Origin of the sequence: Arthrobacter sp. GCM10027362, assembly GCF_042679445.1 — a bacterium.
In the GTDB taxonomy this organism is placed as follows: domain Bacteria; phylum Actinomycetota; class Actinomycetes; order Actinomycetales; family Micrococcaceae; genus Crystallibacter.
The window spans coordinates 26,954-42,364 of record NZ_JBHTML010000014.1; the positions used below are offsets into that span (position 1 = coordinate 26,954).

Genomic DNA, 15,411 nt, shown 5'->3' on the forward strand with positions numbered 1-15,411 from the left:
GTGACTCAAGCGAAACCTGGCCCGCAACCGCCGGTATTGCGACGGTGAGTAGCCTTGGGACATGAACAATCAGTCAGGGATCCCGCTGCCGTCCGAACTGCCAATGGCTTTGAAGACGCGGTACAAGGGCGCAGTGGAGCTGCGGCGTGCCCAGGCAGATATTCCGCAGGCGGACCAGTACCTGCTCGATACACGCGACCAGGCCGGCTTCACGCACACCGACCCATGGCGGGTGCTGCGCATCCAGAGCGAGTTCGTGGAAGGGTTTGGCACACTGGCAGACCTGGGCCCGGCCATCAGTGTGTTCGGTTCGGCCCGGACCAAGCGCCGGACGGAGAACTATGCGCTCGCCGAAGCCGTGGGCAGGTTGCTGGTCCAGAGTAACTTCGCAGTTATTACCGGCGGAGGACCCGGCTCCATGGAGGCGGCCAACAAGGGCGCCAGCGAGGCCGGCGGCCTGTCCGTGGGACTGGGCATCGAACTGCCGTTCGAACAGGGCCTGAACGAATGGGTGGACCTGGGCATCAATTTCCGCTACTTCTTCGCGCGCAAGACCATGTTCGTCAAGTACGCGCAGGGATTCGTGGTGCTGCCTGGCGGGCTGGGGACCATGGACGAGCTCTTCGAAGCCATGGTGCTGGTCCAGACGGAAAAGGTCACCTCGTTCCCGATCGTGCTGGTCGGCTCCTCCTTCTGGTCCCCGCTGATGGACTGGGTGCACTCCACGCTGCTGGGCGAGGGCATGATTTCCGAGCAGGACCTGTCCCTGGTGCACCTGGTGGACACGGCGGAGGACGCCGTCGAGAAGATTGTCGACGGCGTCGGGTCCCTGCCCCGCCCCTGATGCCCGGGACACGGAACTGGCGTCGGGAGGCCTGGTCCGGGATCTGGCACGATGGTGGAGTGAGCTTCTTCCTCGTCTTCCTGGCCATTGCCGTTGCCGGTGTCGCGGCGGCCGCCGCCGCCGGGAGGATCCCCGGAAGAAGCCGAAGCATGCAGCCCGGGAACAACTGGCGCCGCGGCGAGGTGGACGCATTAGGCGGATTGAGCGAGCACGAAGCGAGGCTGCCGGCGGTCCTGCTGCCGGAGCATCCGCGGTCCGAGGACATTGACAGCGTGAGGTTCTCGGTTGCCCTGCGCGGTTACCGCATGGACCAGGTGGACCAGGTGCTGGACGCACTGCGCGCGGAGCTCGCCGCCAAGGAGGCCCTGATCCGGGCGCTGGCCAGGACCGGCGGGGCCCCGGAACCGGAGGCTGCCCCGGGAGATGCGGACCAATGACAGGACTCGGACAACCTCCGGCGGGCCTGCAGACGGTGCTCGCCTCCGGACTGCGGAATTGGCAGCTCCGCGCCGCCCGCTGGCCATGGTGGGCGCAGGTGTGCGGGGTTTATGCGCTTGCCCGGGTCTTCTCCCTGCTCGTTTTCCTAGCCGTTGCCCGGCACCAGGGTCCCAGCCCCTGGGGTCCGGCACGCCCGGGCTATCTGGACTTCATCGGTATCTGGGACAGCGCCTGGTACGAGCGGATCTACCGTGAGGGCTATCCGGCACAGATACCGCGCGGTGCTGACGGCAGGGCGTTGGAAAACCCGTGGGCCTTCTACGCATTGTTTCCCGCGCTTGTCCGGGCCGGGAACGCACTGACCGGGCTGGAATGGCGGGTGCTGGCCCCGCTGCTGGCCACGGCCGCAGGATTTGTGGCAGTGCTGCTGGTGTACAAGCTCTTCCGGCAGTTTGCCGGACATGCGCCGTCCCTGTGGGGCGTGGTGTTCGTCTCGGCCTTTCCTGTTTCGCCCATCCTCCAGGTGCCCTATGCCGAGTCCCTGAACCTGGCGCTGCTGGCCGCCGGCCTTTACCTGATGGTGCGGCGCCGGTACCTTGCGGCCCTGCCCGTGGTGGTGCTGATGTGCCTGTCCCGTCCGGTCGGGGTGCCCTTTGCTGCCATGGTGGGCTTGCAGCTGCTGTGGCGGATCCGGCGGCGTGAACGTGATCCGATGCCGGCAGCGGAGTTCGCCCGGCTGGCGGCGCTGGCCCTGGTCAGCTGCGTGGCGGCACTGGCCTGGCCCGTGCTCGCCTGGGCAGCCACCGGAGATTTGCGGGCCTACACCGACACCGAGATGGCATGGCGCGGCGGGAACCTGGTCCTTTTCAAGCCCTGGTTCGACATGGGAACCCGCCTGTTCGGCCCGGTCGGAGGTATCCTGGCGCCGCTGGTGCTGGCAGCGGCCGCGGCACTGTGCCTGGTGTCCGGGCCCGTCCGCCGGCTGGGACCGGTGCTGCGGCTGTGGTGCGCCAGCTACGGCCTCTACCTCTTTGCTTTCCTGCATCCCCAGACCAGCACCTTCCGCATGCTGCTGCCACTGTTTCCGCTGGCGCTGGCGGCTGCCTTGGTGTCCCGCAGCAGGGCCTACCGGGTGTGCCTGCTCCTGATGTTCCTGGCCGGCCAGATCGTGTGGGTGACCTGGCTTTGGTCCTGGGCGCAGCTTCCCGGCGGAGGCGACTATCCGCCGTGACCTGCAGGGATGCCCGCGCCGATACGAGCGGGTGTGTTTGGGCACAATTCGCCCCAATGTGTGATGTGGACGATAATGTGAAACGGTGAAGGCACGGCCGGGGCTAGGCCCGGGCCGCGTCCGTGATGTTTGAGGGGCCTGGCCGGCCGCGGGTGGTCCGCGGCCGGCCAGGCCCACGGCGGAAAGGGAAATTCCAGATGGCTGCGATGAAACCGCGTACCGGTGACGGACCGATGGAAGTCACCAAGGAGGGGCGCAGCTTGATCCTGCGTGTGCCCATCGACGGCGGCGGCCGCCTGGTGCTGGAAATGAACGCCGAAGAAGCCGGGCACCTCAAGGACTGCCTGCTCGACGTGACGCAGTAGGGGCCGCATCCGGTGAGCCAGCATGGAGCAACGCCCGGGGAACGGACGGAGCAGGCCCTTGAGGCGGCGCTGACCGCGCCGCTGCCCACCCTCCTGTCCGCCTTGCCCGGCTTGCCCCGGGGCGCCTCGCTGGCCGACGGCGCGGGGGAAGTGGCCGCGGTGGTGGTCCCCGTCGCTGCCCTTCCCGACAACGGTGCGGGTCCCCGGGGTACGCCCCAGCCTCGGCGCGGTGCGGCGGAGGCTGCGGTCAGCTTCGAGGCCGATGTGACCGCTTGGGCCGAGGTCAGCTCGGTGACCGGCAAGGCCGGTGACATCCTGACCATGGCGGCGCCGGCCCACCGCACCGGGGGCGCTGCCGGGCTGCCGCAGCGGCTGATTTTCCTCGGCGTGGGAGACGAGTCGGTTGGCAGTCTGCGGGCGGCAGGGGCCGCACTGGCCAAGGCCACCGCGGGGCTGGGGGTGGTGCGTTCGAGTGTGGTGGACGGCCTTCCGGAAACGCTGCAGTGGGCCTTTGTGGAAGGCTTCCTGCTGGGCGGCTACCGGCCGCCCCGGGCGGGACTGGGCAGCGGGCCGAAGCCGATGGCCTCGGCGCTGGAACTGACCGGCGCCTCGGCCGAGGTGCTGCGGCGCGCGGCCAGCACGGCCAAGGCCGTCCGGCTCGCGCGGAATCTGGCGAACATGCCGTCGAATGTGAAAAACCCCGGCTGGATGGCAGCCCAGGCCGCCCGGCTGGCTGCCGGGGCCGGACTTCAGATCAGGATCCGGGACGAGCAGGACCTGGCGCGTGAGGGCTTCGGCGGAATCCTTGCCGTCGGCGGCGGGTCGGCCAGCACACCGCGCCTGGTCGAGTTGAGCTACACTCCCGTCGCGGCCGGCAGCGGCCGCCACGTCGTCCTGGTCGGCAAGGGCATCACATTCGATACCGGGGGAGTGTCGCTGAAGCCGCGCGAAGCCATGGTGCCGATGAAGACGGACATGGCCGGCGCCGGCGTTGTGCTTGCGGTGCTGGCGGCGGCGGCCGAGCTGGGCCTGGGCCACCGCGTCACCGGCCTGTTGCCGCTGGCCGAAAACGCCATCGGCGCAGGGGCCTACCGTCCGGGGGACGTGGTCACGGTCTACGGCGGCACCACGGTGGAAATCGGCAACACCGACGCCGAGGGCCGGATGGTCCTCTCGGATGCGCTGGCCTATGCGGTTGACCGATTGGATCCGGACGTGCTCGTGGATATCGCCACGCTGACCGGCGCCGCCTCGCTCGGACTTGGACGGCGGCACGCGGCCCTGTACTCGAACACCCCGGAGTTGGTTACCGCGTTTGAAGCGGCAGCGGCCGGCAGCGGGGAACGCATCTGGCAGATGCCCCTGGCCGAGGTCCAAGAGGAGTACGGTTTCGCGCTGGAGTCCACCGTGGCGGACATTTCACACATCGCCTCCGCTGCCTCCAAGGTGGGTGCCGGATCCATCACGGCCGCGCTGTTCCTGAAGGAATTCGTGGCGGATACCCCGTGGGTTCACCTGGATATCGCCGGCCCGGCCCGGGCCGACGCGGACGAAGCCGAGGTGACCAAGGGGGCCACCGGCTACGGCGCGCGGCTGCTGCTGGCGTTCCTGCGGGGACTGTCCTGACGCTATTTCTTGACCGCTACGAGCAGGCCGTTGCCGGTGGGCAGGATGGTCGAGACGAGCTGCTTGTTGGCGCGCACGGCCTTGCCCACCTTGCGCAGCGTGGTCGTGGTTTCGTCCCGGATGGCCGGATCCGAGACCCGGTCCTGGTCGAGCGCGTCATTGATGATCAAGGTGCCGCCGCGCTTGAGCAGCCGGACGGCCTGCTCCACGTAATTCAGGTAGGACGGCTTGTCTGCATCGATGAATACCAGGTCGTAGGCATTGTCGGTCAGCCGGGGCAGCACATCCGCGGCGCGGCCGGAAATGGTCCGGGTCCGGTTGCCGGGGATGCCGGCGTCGTGGAAGGCCTCCCGTGCGGCCCGCAGATGGTCCACGTCGCAGTCAATGGTGGTCAGGACCGCGGTTTCCGGAAGCCCGCGCAGCAGGCATACGCCGGAAACCCCGGCGCCGGAGCCGATTTCGACGGCGGTGTGGGCCTTTGTGCCGGCCGCCAGGACGGTCAGGGCTGCCGCCACGCCGGGGCTGATGCTGGTGACCCCGAGTTCGAAGGAGCGCTCGCGGGCGCGCAGCATGACCTCGTCCTCGGTGGGCAGGCCCTCCGTGTAGGACCAGCTGGTCTGCTTGTCGGCGCTCATGCGGAATCGCTCCCTCTTATGACGGCGGAATGCTGCTGAAAGCTGTTGGATGCAGTGGATGGCTGCGGTCCAGGGGTGCCGCCGGCAGGCGATATGTCCTTCCCGGACCGGTGGCAAAAGTCATAGTCAAGCCTACTGCCTTCGGGGACGTAATCCGGTCCCTGCAGCCATGTGGCCTTGCAGCCGGCGGCGCCAGGCCGCAAGATGCCAGTAGAAGCGTTTATTCAGGCGGTTTGCAGAGTTCTCACAGCTTGCTATAGCAGGATAGGTTTCCGGACAACATAACGGCTATCACCTGCAGCCGGCGGCGATAGCTTGGAGGGGAGTGACGATGTCACAGCTACGCCAGCGAGCCGGGCGGAAAAGTCCCGCCGACGGCGACCAGGAATGGGTCAGGCCCACCTGGGAAGAAGTCGTGACCGATCACTCGGCAAAGGTCTACCGCCTCGCGTTCCGGCTCACTGGTAACCGGCACGACGCCGAGGACCTGACTCAGGAAGTCTTCGTCCGCGTCTTCCGCGCCCTGGAGAATTTCAAGCCCGGCACCCTCGACGGCTGGCTGCACCGCATTACCACCAATCTGTTCCTGGATCAGGCACGGCGGCGGAGCCGGATCCGGTTTGACGGTTTCAGCGAGGATGCGGAAGCACGCATTCCCGGCAAGGAGCCCGGACCCGAACGCAGCTTTGAATTCAACAACCTCGATGTTGACATCCAGGCCGCGCTGGAGGAACTGCCGCCGGACTTCCGGGCGGCAGTTGTGCTGTGCGATCTGGAAGGCCTCTCATATGACGAGGTGGCCGAAGCGCTGGGGGTTAAGCTTGGCACCGTGCGTTCGCGGATCCACCGGGGGCGGACCATGCTTCGCGAGAAGCTCGCTCACCGTGATCCCGCCGCCAAGCGGCCCCCCCGGTTGAAACTACCCCGTGTAGCTGGTGCCCACTGAGATCTGCCATGCGTCACCCCGTACGTGAGTTAGGTGAGTTCCTGGACGGTGAGCTGCCGGACGACCGGAGGCTCGTGCTCGAACGCCATCTGGAGCGATGTGCACGCTGCCGTGAAATCGTCGACGGGCAGCGCCATATCCAGGAACGGCTGCGTTCGCTGGACGTGCCGGCACCCCGGCCGGATCTGGCCAACCGTATTCTGCGTGAAAGCCCGATAGCCTCGGAGCGCCCGTACCCGCCGGCGCCGCCGGCCGTTCCGGCCGCAGCCACAGGCGACCCGTCCGCTAAGTCCGCCGCGCGCCGGGTGGCACTGACCGCTTCGGCCGTGCTGGCCGGCGCCTCCGTCCTGACCATCGCCGGCGCCTACATACTCGGCGGCGAAGAAGAGCTGGTGGCCGGACGCGCTCCGTCCCTGGCCTCCGTTTGGTCCGCCAACGGTATCAAGCCGGCCAGCGGGCTGATCGCATCGGCTTCGCTGGACCAGGATGACCTGCGCCAGCTGCGCAGCGAGGGGTGGAACTGCCCCCAGTTTGGCGCACTCGGTTACCGCCTGGTCTCGGCCACGGGCACGACAGTGGATGGCTATCCGGCGGTACGGATCAAGCTGACCAACGGCACCGACAACATCATCGTCGTCGAGGAGCGCCGCGGCGTCGAAGACATGGCCGGGTCCGAGCTGGAGACCGTGTCCGCGGAGAAGCCGGTCAATGGTCTGACCGGTCACACGGTGACCCAGGACGGCTTCTGGCAGGTGGACGGGATGGACCGGCAAATGTGGGTGCTGGCCTCGGACGGCTGGACCGTCGTGCTGGACTCGAAGCACGTCACCTACACCGTGTGGTCCGACCTGCCGGTCTCCGAGCTGCCGGAAACGGTGAACCAGGTGGTGGTAACGGAGAAATCCCGGCTCATGCTGCCGCGTACGACCGCTGACAATGACCCGATCAGCCGGATTGTCCGCGGCCTGGGCATGATGATCCAGCCGGCCCGGCCGTGAGGTAACCTTCAAAGGTGTTCGGAATCAATGGATCGGAACTGATCATTCTTGCGGTCATCGCCGTAATCGTGCTCGGTCCCGAGCGTCTGCCCGAATACGCCGCGCAGCTGGGCCGGTTTGTCAGGCAGTTGCGCACCATGGCAGCCGGAGCCAAGGAGCAGTTGCGCGAGGAAGTCGGCGACGAGATCGTGGACATGGACTGGCGCAAGCTGGATCCCCGCCAGTACGATCCGCGCCGGATTATCCGCGAGGCCCTGATGGACGACGACGGCGCCCCGGTGCGCGCGGCCTCCGCAGCCGCGGGTGCGGCAGCCGTGGCGGCGGCCAGGCCCGTGGAGCGCCTGGAACCCGGCACCCCCGCACCCTTCGATCCCGAAGCCACCTAGAATCCCCGCCGGCATCGCCGGTACCAAGGGCCTGCCCAATCGGGGCGACCCGATAGGGCCTGCCCCAATCTCTTAGGTGCTGGGCGTGACTCCCAGCGGCCGCCCGGCCAGGCCCCGGGGTTTGGAGACGAGCGCCGCGCCGATGCCGCGCAGTGCCTCGGCGGCGGCCGAAGCCTGGTCGGAGAGCACGATCGGCCGGCCGGTGTCCCCGCCCTCGCGCAGCCGGGGTTCCAAGGGGATGCTGCCCAGCAGCGGGATCGATGTGCCGAGGGCCGTGCCCAGGCGTTCGGCCACGGCGGCGCCACCCCCGGAGCCGAAGACGTCCATCCGGGTGCCATCCTCAAGTTCGAGCCAGGACATGTTCTCTATGACGCCGGCCACCTGCTGGCCGGTCTGCGCCGCAATGGAACCGGCCCGCTCGGCGACCTCCGCGGCTGCGGCCTGCGGTGTCGTGACCACCAGGATCTCGGACCGCGGCAGCAGTTGCGCCACCGAGATGGCCACGTCCCCGGTGCCGGGCGGCAGGTCCAGGAACAGGGCGTCCAGATCGCCGAAGTACACGTCCGTCAGGAACTGCTCCAGTGCGCGGTGCAGCATCGGCCCGCGCCAGGCAACCGGCTGGTTTCCGCTGACGAACATTCCGATCGAGATGGCCTTCACCCCGTAGGCAACCGGCGGCAGGATCATCTCGTCCACCCGCGTGGGAGCCTGCGCGATGCCCAGCAGGCCGGGCACGGAAAAACCGTGGACGTCCGCATCGATGATACCCACCCGCAGCCCCCGCGCAGCCAGGGCGCAGGCCAGGTTGACGGTGATGCTGGACTTGCCCACACCGCCCTTCCCGCTGGCGACGGCGTAGACGCGGGTCAGCGATGAAGGCTCATTGAAGGGGATGCCCCGGGCTGCTCCGGGCCCGCGCAGCCGGTCCTTGAGCGCCTGGCGTTCCTCGGCCGTCATGACCTCCAGTTCCACGGACACCGAGGACGTGCCTGGCACCGCGGCCAGGGCCCGTTCAACGTCGCCGGCGATGGTCCCGCGCAGCGGGCAGCCGGCGATGGTGAGCAGCACCTGGACGGTGACGTTCCCGGCGTCGTCGATCCGGATGCCCTTGAGCATCCCCAGCTCGGCGATCGGCCGCCTCAGCTCCGGGTCCATGACCGTGGCCAGCGCCTCGCGCAGCGAATTCTCGTCAACCATGGCCACCATCTACTGTTCCGATCCTGCGACCCTGCCGGAGGCGTCCCGGCGGTGTGCCGGACGGTCCGCCGGGGCCGGGGCCGTGACCCGGGGCAGGGCCATGGTGGTGTCCGACGGCTTCTTCTTCCTGACCCTGCGCACCGGACGCTGCTGCTCGTGGTCCTCCTCGAGCAGCTCCTCGAGGACGCTGCGCAGTTCGCTGCGGACGAAGTCGCGGGTGGCGACCTCGCGCAGCGCGATCCGCAGGGCGGCCAGTTCACGGGTGAGGTATTCGGTGTCGGCGAGGTTGCGTTCGGCCCGCTGGCGGTCCTGCTGCAGTGACACCTTGTCCCGGTCGTCCTGCCGGTTTTGTGCCAGCAGCAGCAGCGGCGCGGCGTAGGAGGCCTGCAGCGAGAGCATCAGGGTCAGCGCGGTGAAGCCCAGCGCCGCGCTGTCGAAGCGCAACGACTCGGGGCCGAAGGTGTTCCAGGCCAGCCAGAGAGCGCAGAAGACGGTCATCCACATCAGGAACTGCGGTGTGCCCATGAACCGGGCGAACTTCTCGGTGGCCTTGCCAAAGGCATCAGGGTTCGGGGTCAGCCGCGGCAGCAGCCGCGCACGGGCCTCGAGCGGGGTGTCCAGGGCTCCGATCCTGGTCTTGGTTTCAGCCACGGCGTGCACCTCCAGTCATGCTCTGCGGCGGTTCTTCCTCCTGGGCGCGCCAGTCTTCGGGCAGCAGCTGGTCCAGCACGTCGTCGACGGTCACCGCACCGACCAGCCGGCCGGCGTCGTTGACCACGGCGACCGCGTTGAGGTTGTAGGTGGCCAGCATCCGCGCCACCTCGCTGACCGCCGCGTGGTCGGAGACCGGTTCCAGGTCCGTATCCACGATATTGCCCAAGGCCTCCGGCGGCGGATAGCGCAGCAGCTGCTGGATATGGACGACGCCGAGGTACCGGCCCGTGGGCGTCTCCAGCGGCGGCCGGCAGACAAAGATGGCCGAAGCCAGCGCCGGGGTCAGCTCCTCGCGCCGGACGTGGGCCAGGGCCTCGGCCACCGTGGCTTCCGGGGGCAGGATGACCGGGACCGGGGTCATGATGGAGCCGGCGGTGTTTTCCTCGTACTCCATCAGTCGGCGGACGTCCTCCGCGTCGTCGGGCTCCATCAGCTGCAGCAGCTGTTCCTTCTGATCCTCCGGCAGCTCCGCGAGCAGGTCGGCCGCGTCGTCGGGGTCCATTTCCTCCAGCACGTCGGCGGCGCGCTCCAGGTCCAACGAGGAGAGGATCTGGACCTGGTCATCGTCCGGCAGTTCCTGGAGCACGTCGGCCAGCCGTTCGTCCTGCAGCTCGTTGGCCACCTCGAGCCGGCGCTTGTCGTTCATCTCGTGCAGCGCTTCGGCGAAGTCGGCGGGCTTGAGGTCCTCATGGCTGGCCACGAAGGTGGTGGCGGCCTGGGGCTCGTTCCGGCCGCCCTGGTATGCCTCGTTCCAGTCCACGATCAGGGTCTCGTTGCGGCGCAGGCTGCGCAGCGGGGACACCGAATGGCCGCGCCGGACGAAGAGCTGGGAAACGTACCAGTCGCCGTTGCGGGCCTGCTCCATGGCGATGTCCTCGATTGTGGCGCTGCCGCTGCCGTCGGCCAGGATGACACGGCGGTCGAATAGTTCGGCGGCCACCAGCATCTCGGCCCCGCGCTGCTCGAACCGGCGCAGATTGACCAGTCCGGTGCAGATAATCTGTCCGGCCTCCATCGAGGTCACGCGCGTCATGGGCACAAAGACGCGTTTTTTGCCGGGAACCTCGACCACGATGCCGACAACCAGTGGCGGCTTGACCGGCCCGCGGTCAAGCACGACGACGTCGCGCAGCCGCCCCAGACGGTCGCCCAGGGGGTCGAAAACATCCAGTCCCAGCAGGCGTGCGACAAAGACCCGGGTTGAAGAAGTGCTCACCCCATTAGGCTACGTGTTCCAAGGCCTTATGTGTTCCCCGGGCGCAACGGCGTCGGCGGGGAAGCGGGCAGCTGTTCACCAGCAGCGATAAACCCCCGCCAACCCGGCCCGGCCTGCGGAAATGGTGGAGAATAAGCATATGTCTAGCATGCTTGGCCGTTCCGATGCACGAGACTTGGGCCGCACGCTGCCGCAGGGGCAGCTGATCGGCAATTACCGGTCCTATCTTGACGCCCAGAAAGTGGTGGACTACCTGGCGGACCAGAACTTCCCGGTACAGCATGTCTCCATCATCGGCAACGACCTCAAGACGGTGGAGCGCGTGACCGGCCGGCTGAGCTACCCGCGTGTGGCGCTCTCCGGTGCGGCCACGGGGGCCTGGTTCGGCCTCTTCGTCGGCCTGCTGCTGATGCTGTTCGGCAGCGCCCAGACCTACGGGCTGGTGATCTCCTCCATGTTGATGGGTGCCGCCTTCTGGATGCTGTTCGGCATCATCAGCTACGCCTTGCAGCGGGGCAAGCGTGACTTCACCTCAACCAACCAGGTCATTGCCACCAGCTATGACGTGATTGTGGCACCCGAGGTTGCCAACGAAGCACGCCGGCTGGCCGCTCAGCTGCCGATGGCAGGCACCGCCGGGTACGGGCAGCCGCCGCAAGGATACGGCCTGCCCCCGCAGGGACCGCAGCGGCCTGCCCAGTGGGGCGAGGACCCGTTCGGCCGGAGCCAGTCTGGGCGGGACGGCGGCCAGGAAGTCGGGGCGGGAGCACCGCCGCAGGAGCAGCCGGTTCCGCCCGGAGTGCCGGTGCACGGCAGCTATCCGGACCTGCCGGACGGCCGTCCGCAGTTCGGCGTCCGGCTTCCGCCGCAGCAGTCCGCGCCCGAGGCCGCACCGGAGCAGAAACCGGGGCCGGAGGGCGGGGAAGAACCCCGGCCCAAGGCGGACTGAGGACCGCCGGCGGCGCACAAAGCATGAACGGAAGAGGGGATCCCGCTACTTGGCCGGGATTCCCTCTTCCGTTGTACCGGCTGCCCCTGAGAGGGGGAGCGCCCCATAGAGTGGGGCGCGGGGGTCCCGCTAAGAGAACGGCCAGGGGGCCCCGTGCGCGGAGCGTGCGGGGTGGCCGTGAACGGGCGCAGCCGACACTGTGGGAGCGCCCCAAAGAGTGGGGCGCGGGGGTCCCGCTGTGGCGGCGCAGCCGACACTGTGGGAGCGCCCCAATCTTAGTCGCCGGCGTAGATGCCGGCCATCCAGGATTCGACCTCGTCCGGGGTGCGTGGCAGGGCCGCGCTGAGGTTCACCGGGCCGTCGGCAGTCATCAGGATGTCGTCCTCGATCCGCACGCCGATGCCGCGGTACTCCTCGGGGATGGCCAGGTCCTCGGCCTTGAAGTACAGCCCGGGTTCGATGGTGAAGACCATGCCCGGTTCCAGCAGCCCGTCCAGGTACAGCTCGCGCCGGGCCTGGGCGCAGTCATGCACATCCAGGCCCAGATGGTGGCTGGTGCCGTGCGGCATCCATCGGCGGTGGTGCTGGCCTTCCTCGGAGAGCGCCACCTTGAGCGGCACCGGCAGCAGGCCCCACTCGTCCAGCCGCTCGGCGAGGACCTTCACCGCGGCGGCGTGCACGTCGCGGAATCTGACCCCGGGCCGGGCGGCCGCGAAGCCGGCATCGGCGGCGTCGAGGACTGCCTGGTAGATCCTGCGCTGGATGGGCGTGAAAGCGCCGTTGACCGGAATGGTCCGGGTCACGTCGGCGGTGTACAGCGAATCCGCCTCGACGCCGGCGTCCAGCAGCAGGAGGTCTCCGGAACGGACCCGGCCGTTGTTGCGGATCCAGTGCAGGATGGTGGCATTGTTGCCCGAAGCCGCGATTGTGTCGTAGCCGAGGTCGTTGCCCTCCTCGCGCGCCCGGGCGAAGAAGGCGCCTTCCACCACGCGCTCGCCCCGTTCGTGGGACATGGCCCGCGGCAGCGCCTTGACCACCTCGTGGAAACCGTTGACGGTGGCGGCGACGGCCTTCTTCAACTCGCCGATCTCCCAGTCATCCTTGCGCAGGCGCAGCTCGGAGAGGGCCTCGGTCAGTTCGGCGTCCAGGTTGTCGGATTCCTCCAGGTCCACGCCGGTGTTGATCCGCGAGGTGTCCACCAGCGCATCGACGTTTAGGTCCACGTCCCGCAGCAGGCGGATGCGCAGGCCGCCGATGGCCACGACGCCGGCGTCCTTGGTCACCGCCACCTCCAGCTCCTCCAGCCCGGCTGTGGGCAGGTCCAGCTGCTGCCGCAGCCTCTCCAACGTGGGCCGGGGGCCGACCCAGAATTCACCGTACCGGGCGTTGGCGTAGAACTCCGGCGACTCCCGGCCGGAGAGGGGGCGGAAGTACAAGGTGGCCCGGTGGTTGCCGCCGTCGTCCCCGGTTCCCGGATCCACCGGTTCCATCACCAGCACTGCGTCAGGCTCGTGGTCCAGCCCCAGTCCGGTCAGGTGCGCGAAGCCCGAATGCGGACGGAAGCGGTAGTCGGTGTCGTTGGACCGGACCTTCAACGGCCCGGCAGGCACCACGATCCGCTCGCCCGGGAACTTCCGCGAGATGGCCAGGCGGCGCCGGGCCGCATACCCGGCCACCTCGGCCCGGGACACGGCGGGAGCGCCGGCAGGGGCCCACGCCGAGCCCATGAAATCCTTGAACGCCTGGGATTCGGGGCGCTGGGAGCGGTTGTTCACCCGTTCCTGAAGCGGCTGAACCCCGGCATGGCTGTCCTGATTTTGGTCTGTGCTCACCCATACATCGTCTCACGGGGGCGTACATTGGGGGTGTGAGAATTGACTTGCACACGCACTCGAGGGTCTCCGACGGCACCGAAGACCCGGCCGAAGTCGTTCGGGCCGCCGTCGGCGCCGGTCTGGACGTCGTCGCGCTCACCGACCATGACACCACTGCGGGCTGGACGGACGCCGCTGCCGCCGCACGCGATCTCGGCCTGGGCTTTGTCCCCGGAATGGAGATTTCCTGCCGGACCTCCGAAGGGATCAGCGTGCATGTGCTCTCCTACCTGCAGGACCCGGCACACCCGGGCCTGCTCGCGGAAATTTCCAAGGCCCGCGACGCGCGGCTGACCCGTGCCGAGCGGATGGTGGAGCTGCTGGCCGAGGACTTCCCGATTACCTGGGAGGACGTGCACGCCCATGTCGGCCACGGGGCCACCGTCGGCCGGCCGCACATTGCCGACGCGCTGGTCGCCGCGGGGGTCGTGGCGGACCGCACCGAGGCCTTCGCCCACATCCTCACCTCGCACTCGCGTTATTACGTCACGCACTACGCGCCCGACCCCGTGCTGGTCGTCGAGATGGTCCGGCAGGCCGGGGGAGTGCCGGTCTTCGCGCACCCGGTGGCCAGCGCCCGCGGACGGGTGGTGGGCGAGGAGGTCTTTCACCAGATGGTGGACGCCGGCCTGGCCGGGGTGGAGGCGGACCACCGGGACAACCCGCCGGAGGGGCGGACTTGGCTGCGCCGCTTCGCGATCGAGCACGGGCTGTTCGTTACCGGCTCCAGCGACTACCACGGGGCCGGCAAGCCGAACCGGCTGGGTGAGAACGTTACCGCCGCCGAGGTGCTGTACCGCATCCTCGACGAGGGTACCGGGACCGAGGCGTTCCTGCCCGGACACACCACCGCGGGATAACGTCCGCGGCACCGCGCCGCGCGGCTCGGCAAGCCGAAGATCCCCGGCCAATCAATGGAGTATGGTCTTCGTGCCGTGATGCTTCGCAACAGAAGCCCGGCGGGCCTTAGGCCGGGCCTGCCTGCTGCAGTTCGGGCTCGACGCCGGCCACGTCCGCATGCTTGCCCAGCCGCCGGCGCATGATTTCGATCGCCTGCGGGTTCTGGTCCACACAGACAAAGCGCCGACCCAGCTCCGCAGCTACCGCCCCGAGGGTGCCGGAGCCGGCAAAGAAATCCAGCACCCAGTCGCCCTCCCGGCTGCTGGCGGCCACAATCCGGCGCAGCAGGCCCTCGGGCTTCTGCGTCGGGTAGCCGGTCTTCTCCCGGCCCGTGGGCGAGACGATCGTGTGCCACCAGACGTCGGTGGGCAGCTTGCCGCGGGCGGCCTTTTCCGGCGTCACCAGTCCGGGTGCCATGTACGGCTCGCGGTCCACCGCGGCGTTGTCGAAGTGGTATTCGGCCGGGTTCTTCACATACACCAGGATGTTGTCGTGCTTGGTCGGCCAGCGGCGCCTTGCCCGCGCCCCGTAGTCGTAGGCCCAGATGATCTCGTTCAGGAAACACTCGCGGCCGAACAAGGCGTCCAGCAGCACCTTGGCGTAGTGCACCTCGCGGTAGTCCAGGTGCAGGTAGAGGGTGCCGTCGTCGGCCAGCAGCCGCCAGGCCTCGGCCAGCCGCGGCTCCAGGAAGGACCAGTAGTCCTCAAAGCTGTCGTCGTAGCTGGCGAGCATGCCCCGGATGGTCCGGTAGGACCGGCCCTTGAAACCGACACGGTCCCCTTCGCCTTCGGCGCTGCGGACCATGGAGGTCTGCTGCCGGCGCTGGCTGCGGCCGGTGTTGAACGGCGGGTCCACGTAGATGAGCGTGAAGGCCCCGTCGGGCAGCGTCGGCAGGTAGGCGGCGTTGTCCGCCTCCACTACCAGCGAGCGGCCCGACGGCGACCACTGCGGCCGGGCCGTCCCGCCGCCACCGTCGGCAGCCATTTATTCGGCTGCGCCTTGGCGGCTGTTGACTACCTCGCCGTTGCGTCGGCGGGTGCGGGTGCGCGTCCGGCTCCGCCGCACCGGTGACGGGGCTGCGGCGGCGTCGTC

The 15,411-nt window shown here is 68.6% G+C and carries 16 protein-coding genes; 10 read left to right on the plus strand and 6 right to left on the minus strand.

Annotated elements, in window-relative coordinates; genetic code table 11:
- Positions 1-61 precede the first annotated feature (61 nt).
- The 5 genes from ACFQ36_RS04455 (at position 62) to ACFQ36_RS04475 (ending at position 4,504) form a co-directional block, all read left to right on the plus strand.
- Positions 62-844: a TIGR00730 family Rossman fold protein gene (locus tag ACFQ36_RS04455; protein WP_377011028.1), complete on the plus strand. Its 783-nt coding sequence runs from the start codon at positions 62-64 to the stop codon at positions 842-844.
- Between the two features lie 59 nt (positions 845-903).
- Positions 904-1,281 carry a DivIVA domain-containing protein gene (locus ACFQ36_RS04460; protein WP_377011030.1) on the plus strand — a complete coding sequence of 126 codons (378 nt, stop codon included), beginning with the start codon at positions 904-906 and terminating at the stop codon, positions 1,279-1,281.
- A complete protein-coding gene (locus ACFQ36_RS04465) occupies positions 1,278-2,513 on the plus strand; it encodes a hypothetical protein (RefSeq protein ID WP_377011032.1) in 1,236 nt (411 codons plus the stop codon). Before ACFQ36_RS04460 ends, ACFQ36_RS04465 begins: the two co-directional genes overlap by 4 nt.
- Positions 2,514-2,710: 197 nt before the next feature.
- The gene (locus ACFQ36_RS04470) at positions 2,711-2,878 is read left to right on the plus strand and encodes a DUF3117 domain-containing protein (protein ID WP_168485075.1); all 168 of its coding nucleotides are present in this window, start codon (positions 2,711-2,713) and stop codon (positions 2,876-2,878) included.
- Positions 2,879-2,890: 12 nt separating this feature from the next.
- Positions 2,891-4,504, plus strand: a complete 1,614-nt coding sequence (locus tag ACFQ36_RS04475) for a leucyl aminopeptidase family protein (protein ID WP_377011034.1) — start codon at positions 2,891-2,893, stop codon at positions 4,502-4,504.
- Between the two features lie 2 nt (positions 4,505-4,506).
- Here ACFQ36_RS04475 and ACFQ36_RS04480 read toward each other — a convergent pair whose 3' ends face one another.
- Positions 4,507-5,139 carry an O-methyltransferase gene (locus ACFQ36_RS04480; protein WP_377011036.1) on the minus strand — a complete coding sequence of 211 codons (633 nt, stop codon included), beginning with the start codon at positions 5,137-5,139 and terminating at the stop codon, positions 4,507-4,509.
- A 331-nt stretch (positions 5,140-5,470) separates the two neighbouring features.
- Here ACFQ36_RS04480 and sigE point away from each other — a divergent pair, with 331 nt between their 5' ends.
- Genes sigE through ACFQ36_RS04495 form a run of 3 tightly spaced genes read left to right on the plus strand, consistent with a single transcriptional unit; the run spans position 5,471 to position 7,469 of the window.
- Positions 5,471-6,085 carry an RNA polymerase sigma factor SigE gene (gene sigE / locus ACFQ36_RS04485; RefSeq protein ID WP_377011060.1) on the plus strand — a complete coding sequence of 205 codons (615 nt, stop codon included), beginning with the start codon at positions 5,471-5,473 and terminating at the stop codon, positions 6,083-6,085.
- 8 nt (positions 6,086-6,093) lie between these two features.
- Positions 6,094-7,083 (plus strand): anti-sigma factor family protein, encoded by a 990-nt coding sequence (locus tag ACFQ36_RS04490; protein ID WP_377011038.1) that lies wholly within the window; start codon positions 6,094-6,096, stop codon positions 7,081-7,083.
- Between the two features lie 14 nt (positions 7,084-7,097).
- Positions 7,098-7,469, plus strand: coding sequence for a sec-independent translocase (locus ACFQ36_RS04495; protein WP_377011040.1), 372 nt, complete (start codon positions 7,098-7,100; stop codon positions 7,467-7,469).
- Between the two features lie 72 nt (positions 7,470-7,541).
- Here ACFQ36_RS04495 and ACFQ36_RS04500 read toward each other — a convergent pair whose 3' ends face one another.
- The 3 genes from ACFQ36_RS04500 to ACFQ36_RS04510 are packed head-to-tail and all read right to left on the minus strand — an operon-like array spanning position 7,542 to position 10,596.
- The gene (locus ACFQ36_RS04500) at positions 7,542-8,675 is read right to left on the minus strand and encodes an Mrp/NBP35 family ATP-binding protein (RefSeq protein ID WP_377011042.1); all 1,134 of its coding nucleotides are present in this window, start codon (positions 8,673-8,675) and stop codon (positions 7,542-7,544) included.
- Positions 8,676-9,317 carry a DUF1003 domain-containing protein gene (locus ACFQ36_RS04505; protein ID WP_377011044.1) on the minus strand — a complete coding sequence of 214 codons (642 nt, stop codon included), beginning with the start codon at positions 9,315-9,317 and terminating at the stop codon, positions 8,676-8,678.
- Entirely contained in the window at positions 9,310-10,596 is a 1,287-nt protein-coding gene (locus ACFQ36_RS04510; RefSeq protein ID WP_377011046.1) for a magnesium transporter MgtE N-terminal domain-containing protein, read from the minus strand. Before ACFQ36_RS04510 ends, ACFQ36_RS04505 begins: the two co-directional genes overlap by 8 nt.
- Before the next feature lie 139 nt (positions 10,597-10,735).
- Between ACFQ36_RS04510 and ACFQ36_RS04515 the strand changes: the two genes are divergently transcribed.
- Complete coding sequence (locus ACFQ36_RS04515; protein ID WP_377011048.1) at positions 10,736-11,545, plus strand: general stress protein; 810 nt, start codon at positions 10,736-10,738, stop codon at positions 11,543-11,545.
- Positions 11,546-11,820: 275 nt separating this feature from the next.
- Here ACFQ36_RS04515 and ACFQ36_RS04520 read toward each other — a convergent pair whose 3' ends face one another.
- Entirely contained in the window at positions 11,821-13,377 is a 1,557-nt protein-coding gene (locus ACFQ36_RS04520; protein WP_377011050.1) for an aminopeptidase P family protein, read from the minus strand.
- Positions 13,378-13,412: 35 nt separating this feature from the next.
- On the opposite strand from ACFQ36_RS04520, the gene ACFQ36_RS04525 reads away from it, so the two are divergent.
- Positions 13,413-14,279, plus strand: coding sequence for a PHP domain-containing protein (locus ACFQ36_RS04525; protein ID WP_377011052.1), 867 nt, complete (start codon positions 13,413-13,415; stop codon positions 14,277-14,279).
- 106 nt (positions 14,280-14,385) lie between these two features.
- On the opposite strand, the gene ACFQ36_RS04530 is transcribed toward ACFQ36_RS04525, so the two are convergent.
- Positions 14,386-15,303 (minus strand): DNA-methyltransferase, encoded by a 918-nt coding sequence (locus ACFQ36_RS04530; protein WP_377011054.1) that lies wholly within the window; start codon positions 15,301-15,303, stop codon positions 14,386-14,388.
- Between the last annotated feature and the right edge of the window lie 108 nt (positions 15,304-15,411).

Coding starts and splice junctions, on each gene's coding strand:
- ACFQ36_RS04455 (WP_377011028.1), top strand. CDS start 62: ATGAACAATCAGTCAGGGATCCCGCTGCCGTCCGAACTGCCAATGGCT.
- ACFQ36_RS04465 (WP_377011032.1), top strand. CDS start 1,278: ATGACAGGACTCGGACAACCTCCGGCGGGCCTGCAGACGGTGCTCGCC.
- ACFQ36_RS04470 (WP_168485075.1), top strand. CDS start 2,711: ATGGCTGCGATGAAACCGCGTACCGGTGACGGACCGATGGAAGTCACC.
- ACFQ36_RS04480 (WP_377011036.1), bottom strand. CDS start 5,139: ATGAGCGCCGACAAGCAGACCAGCTGGTCCTACACGGAGGGCCTGCCC.
- sigE (WP_377011060.1), top strand. CDS start 5,471: ATGTCACAGCTACGCCAGCGAGCCGGGCGGAAAAGTCCCGCCGACGGC.
- ACFQ36_RS04490 (WP_377011038.1), top strand. CDS start 6,094: ATGCGTCACCCCGTACGTGAGTTAGGTGAGTTCCTGGACGGTGAGCTG.
- ACFQ36_RS04500 (WP_377011042.1), bottom strand. CDS start 8,675: ATGGTGGCCATGGTTGACGAGAATTCGCTGCGCGAGGCGCTGGCCACG.
- ACFQ36_RS04515 (WP_377011048.1), top strand. CDS start 10,736: ATGTCTAGCATGCTTGGCCGTTCCGATGCACGAGACTTGGGCCGCACG.
- ACFQ36_RS04530 (WP_377011054.1), bottom strand. CDS start 15,303: ATGGCTGCCGACGGTGGCGGCGGGACGGCCCGGCCGCAGTGGTCGCCG.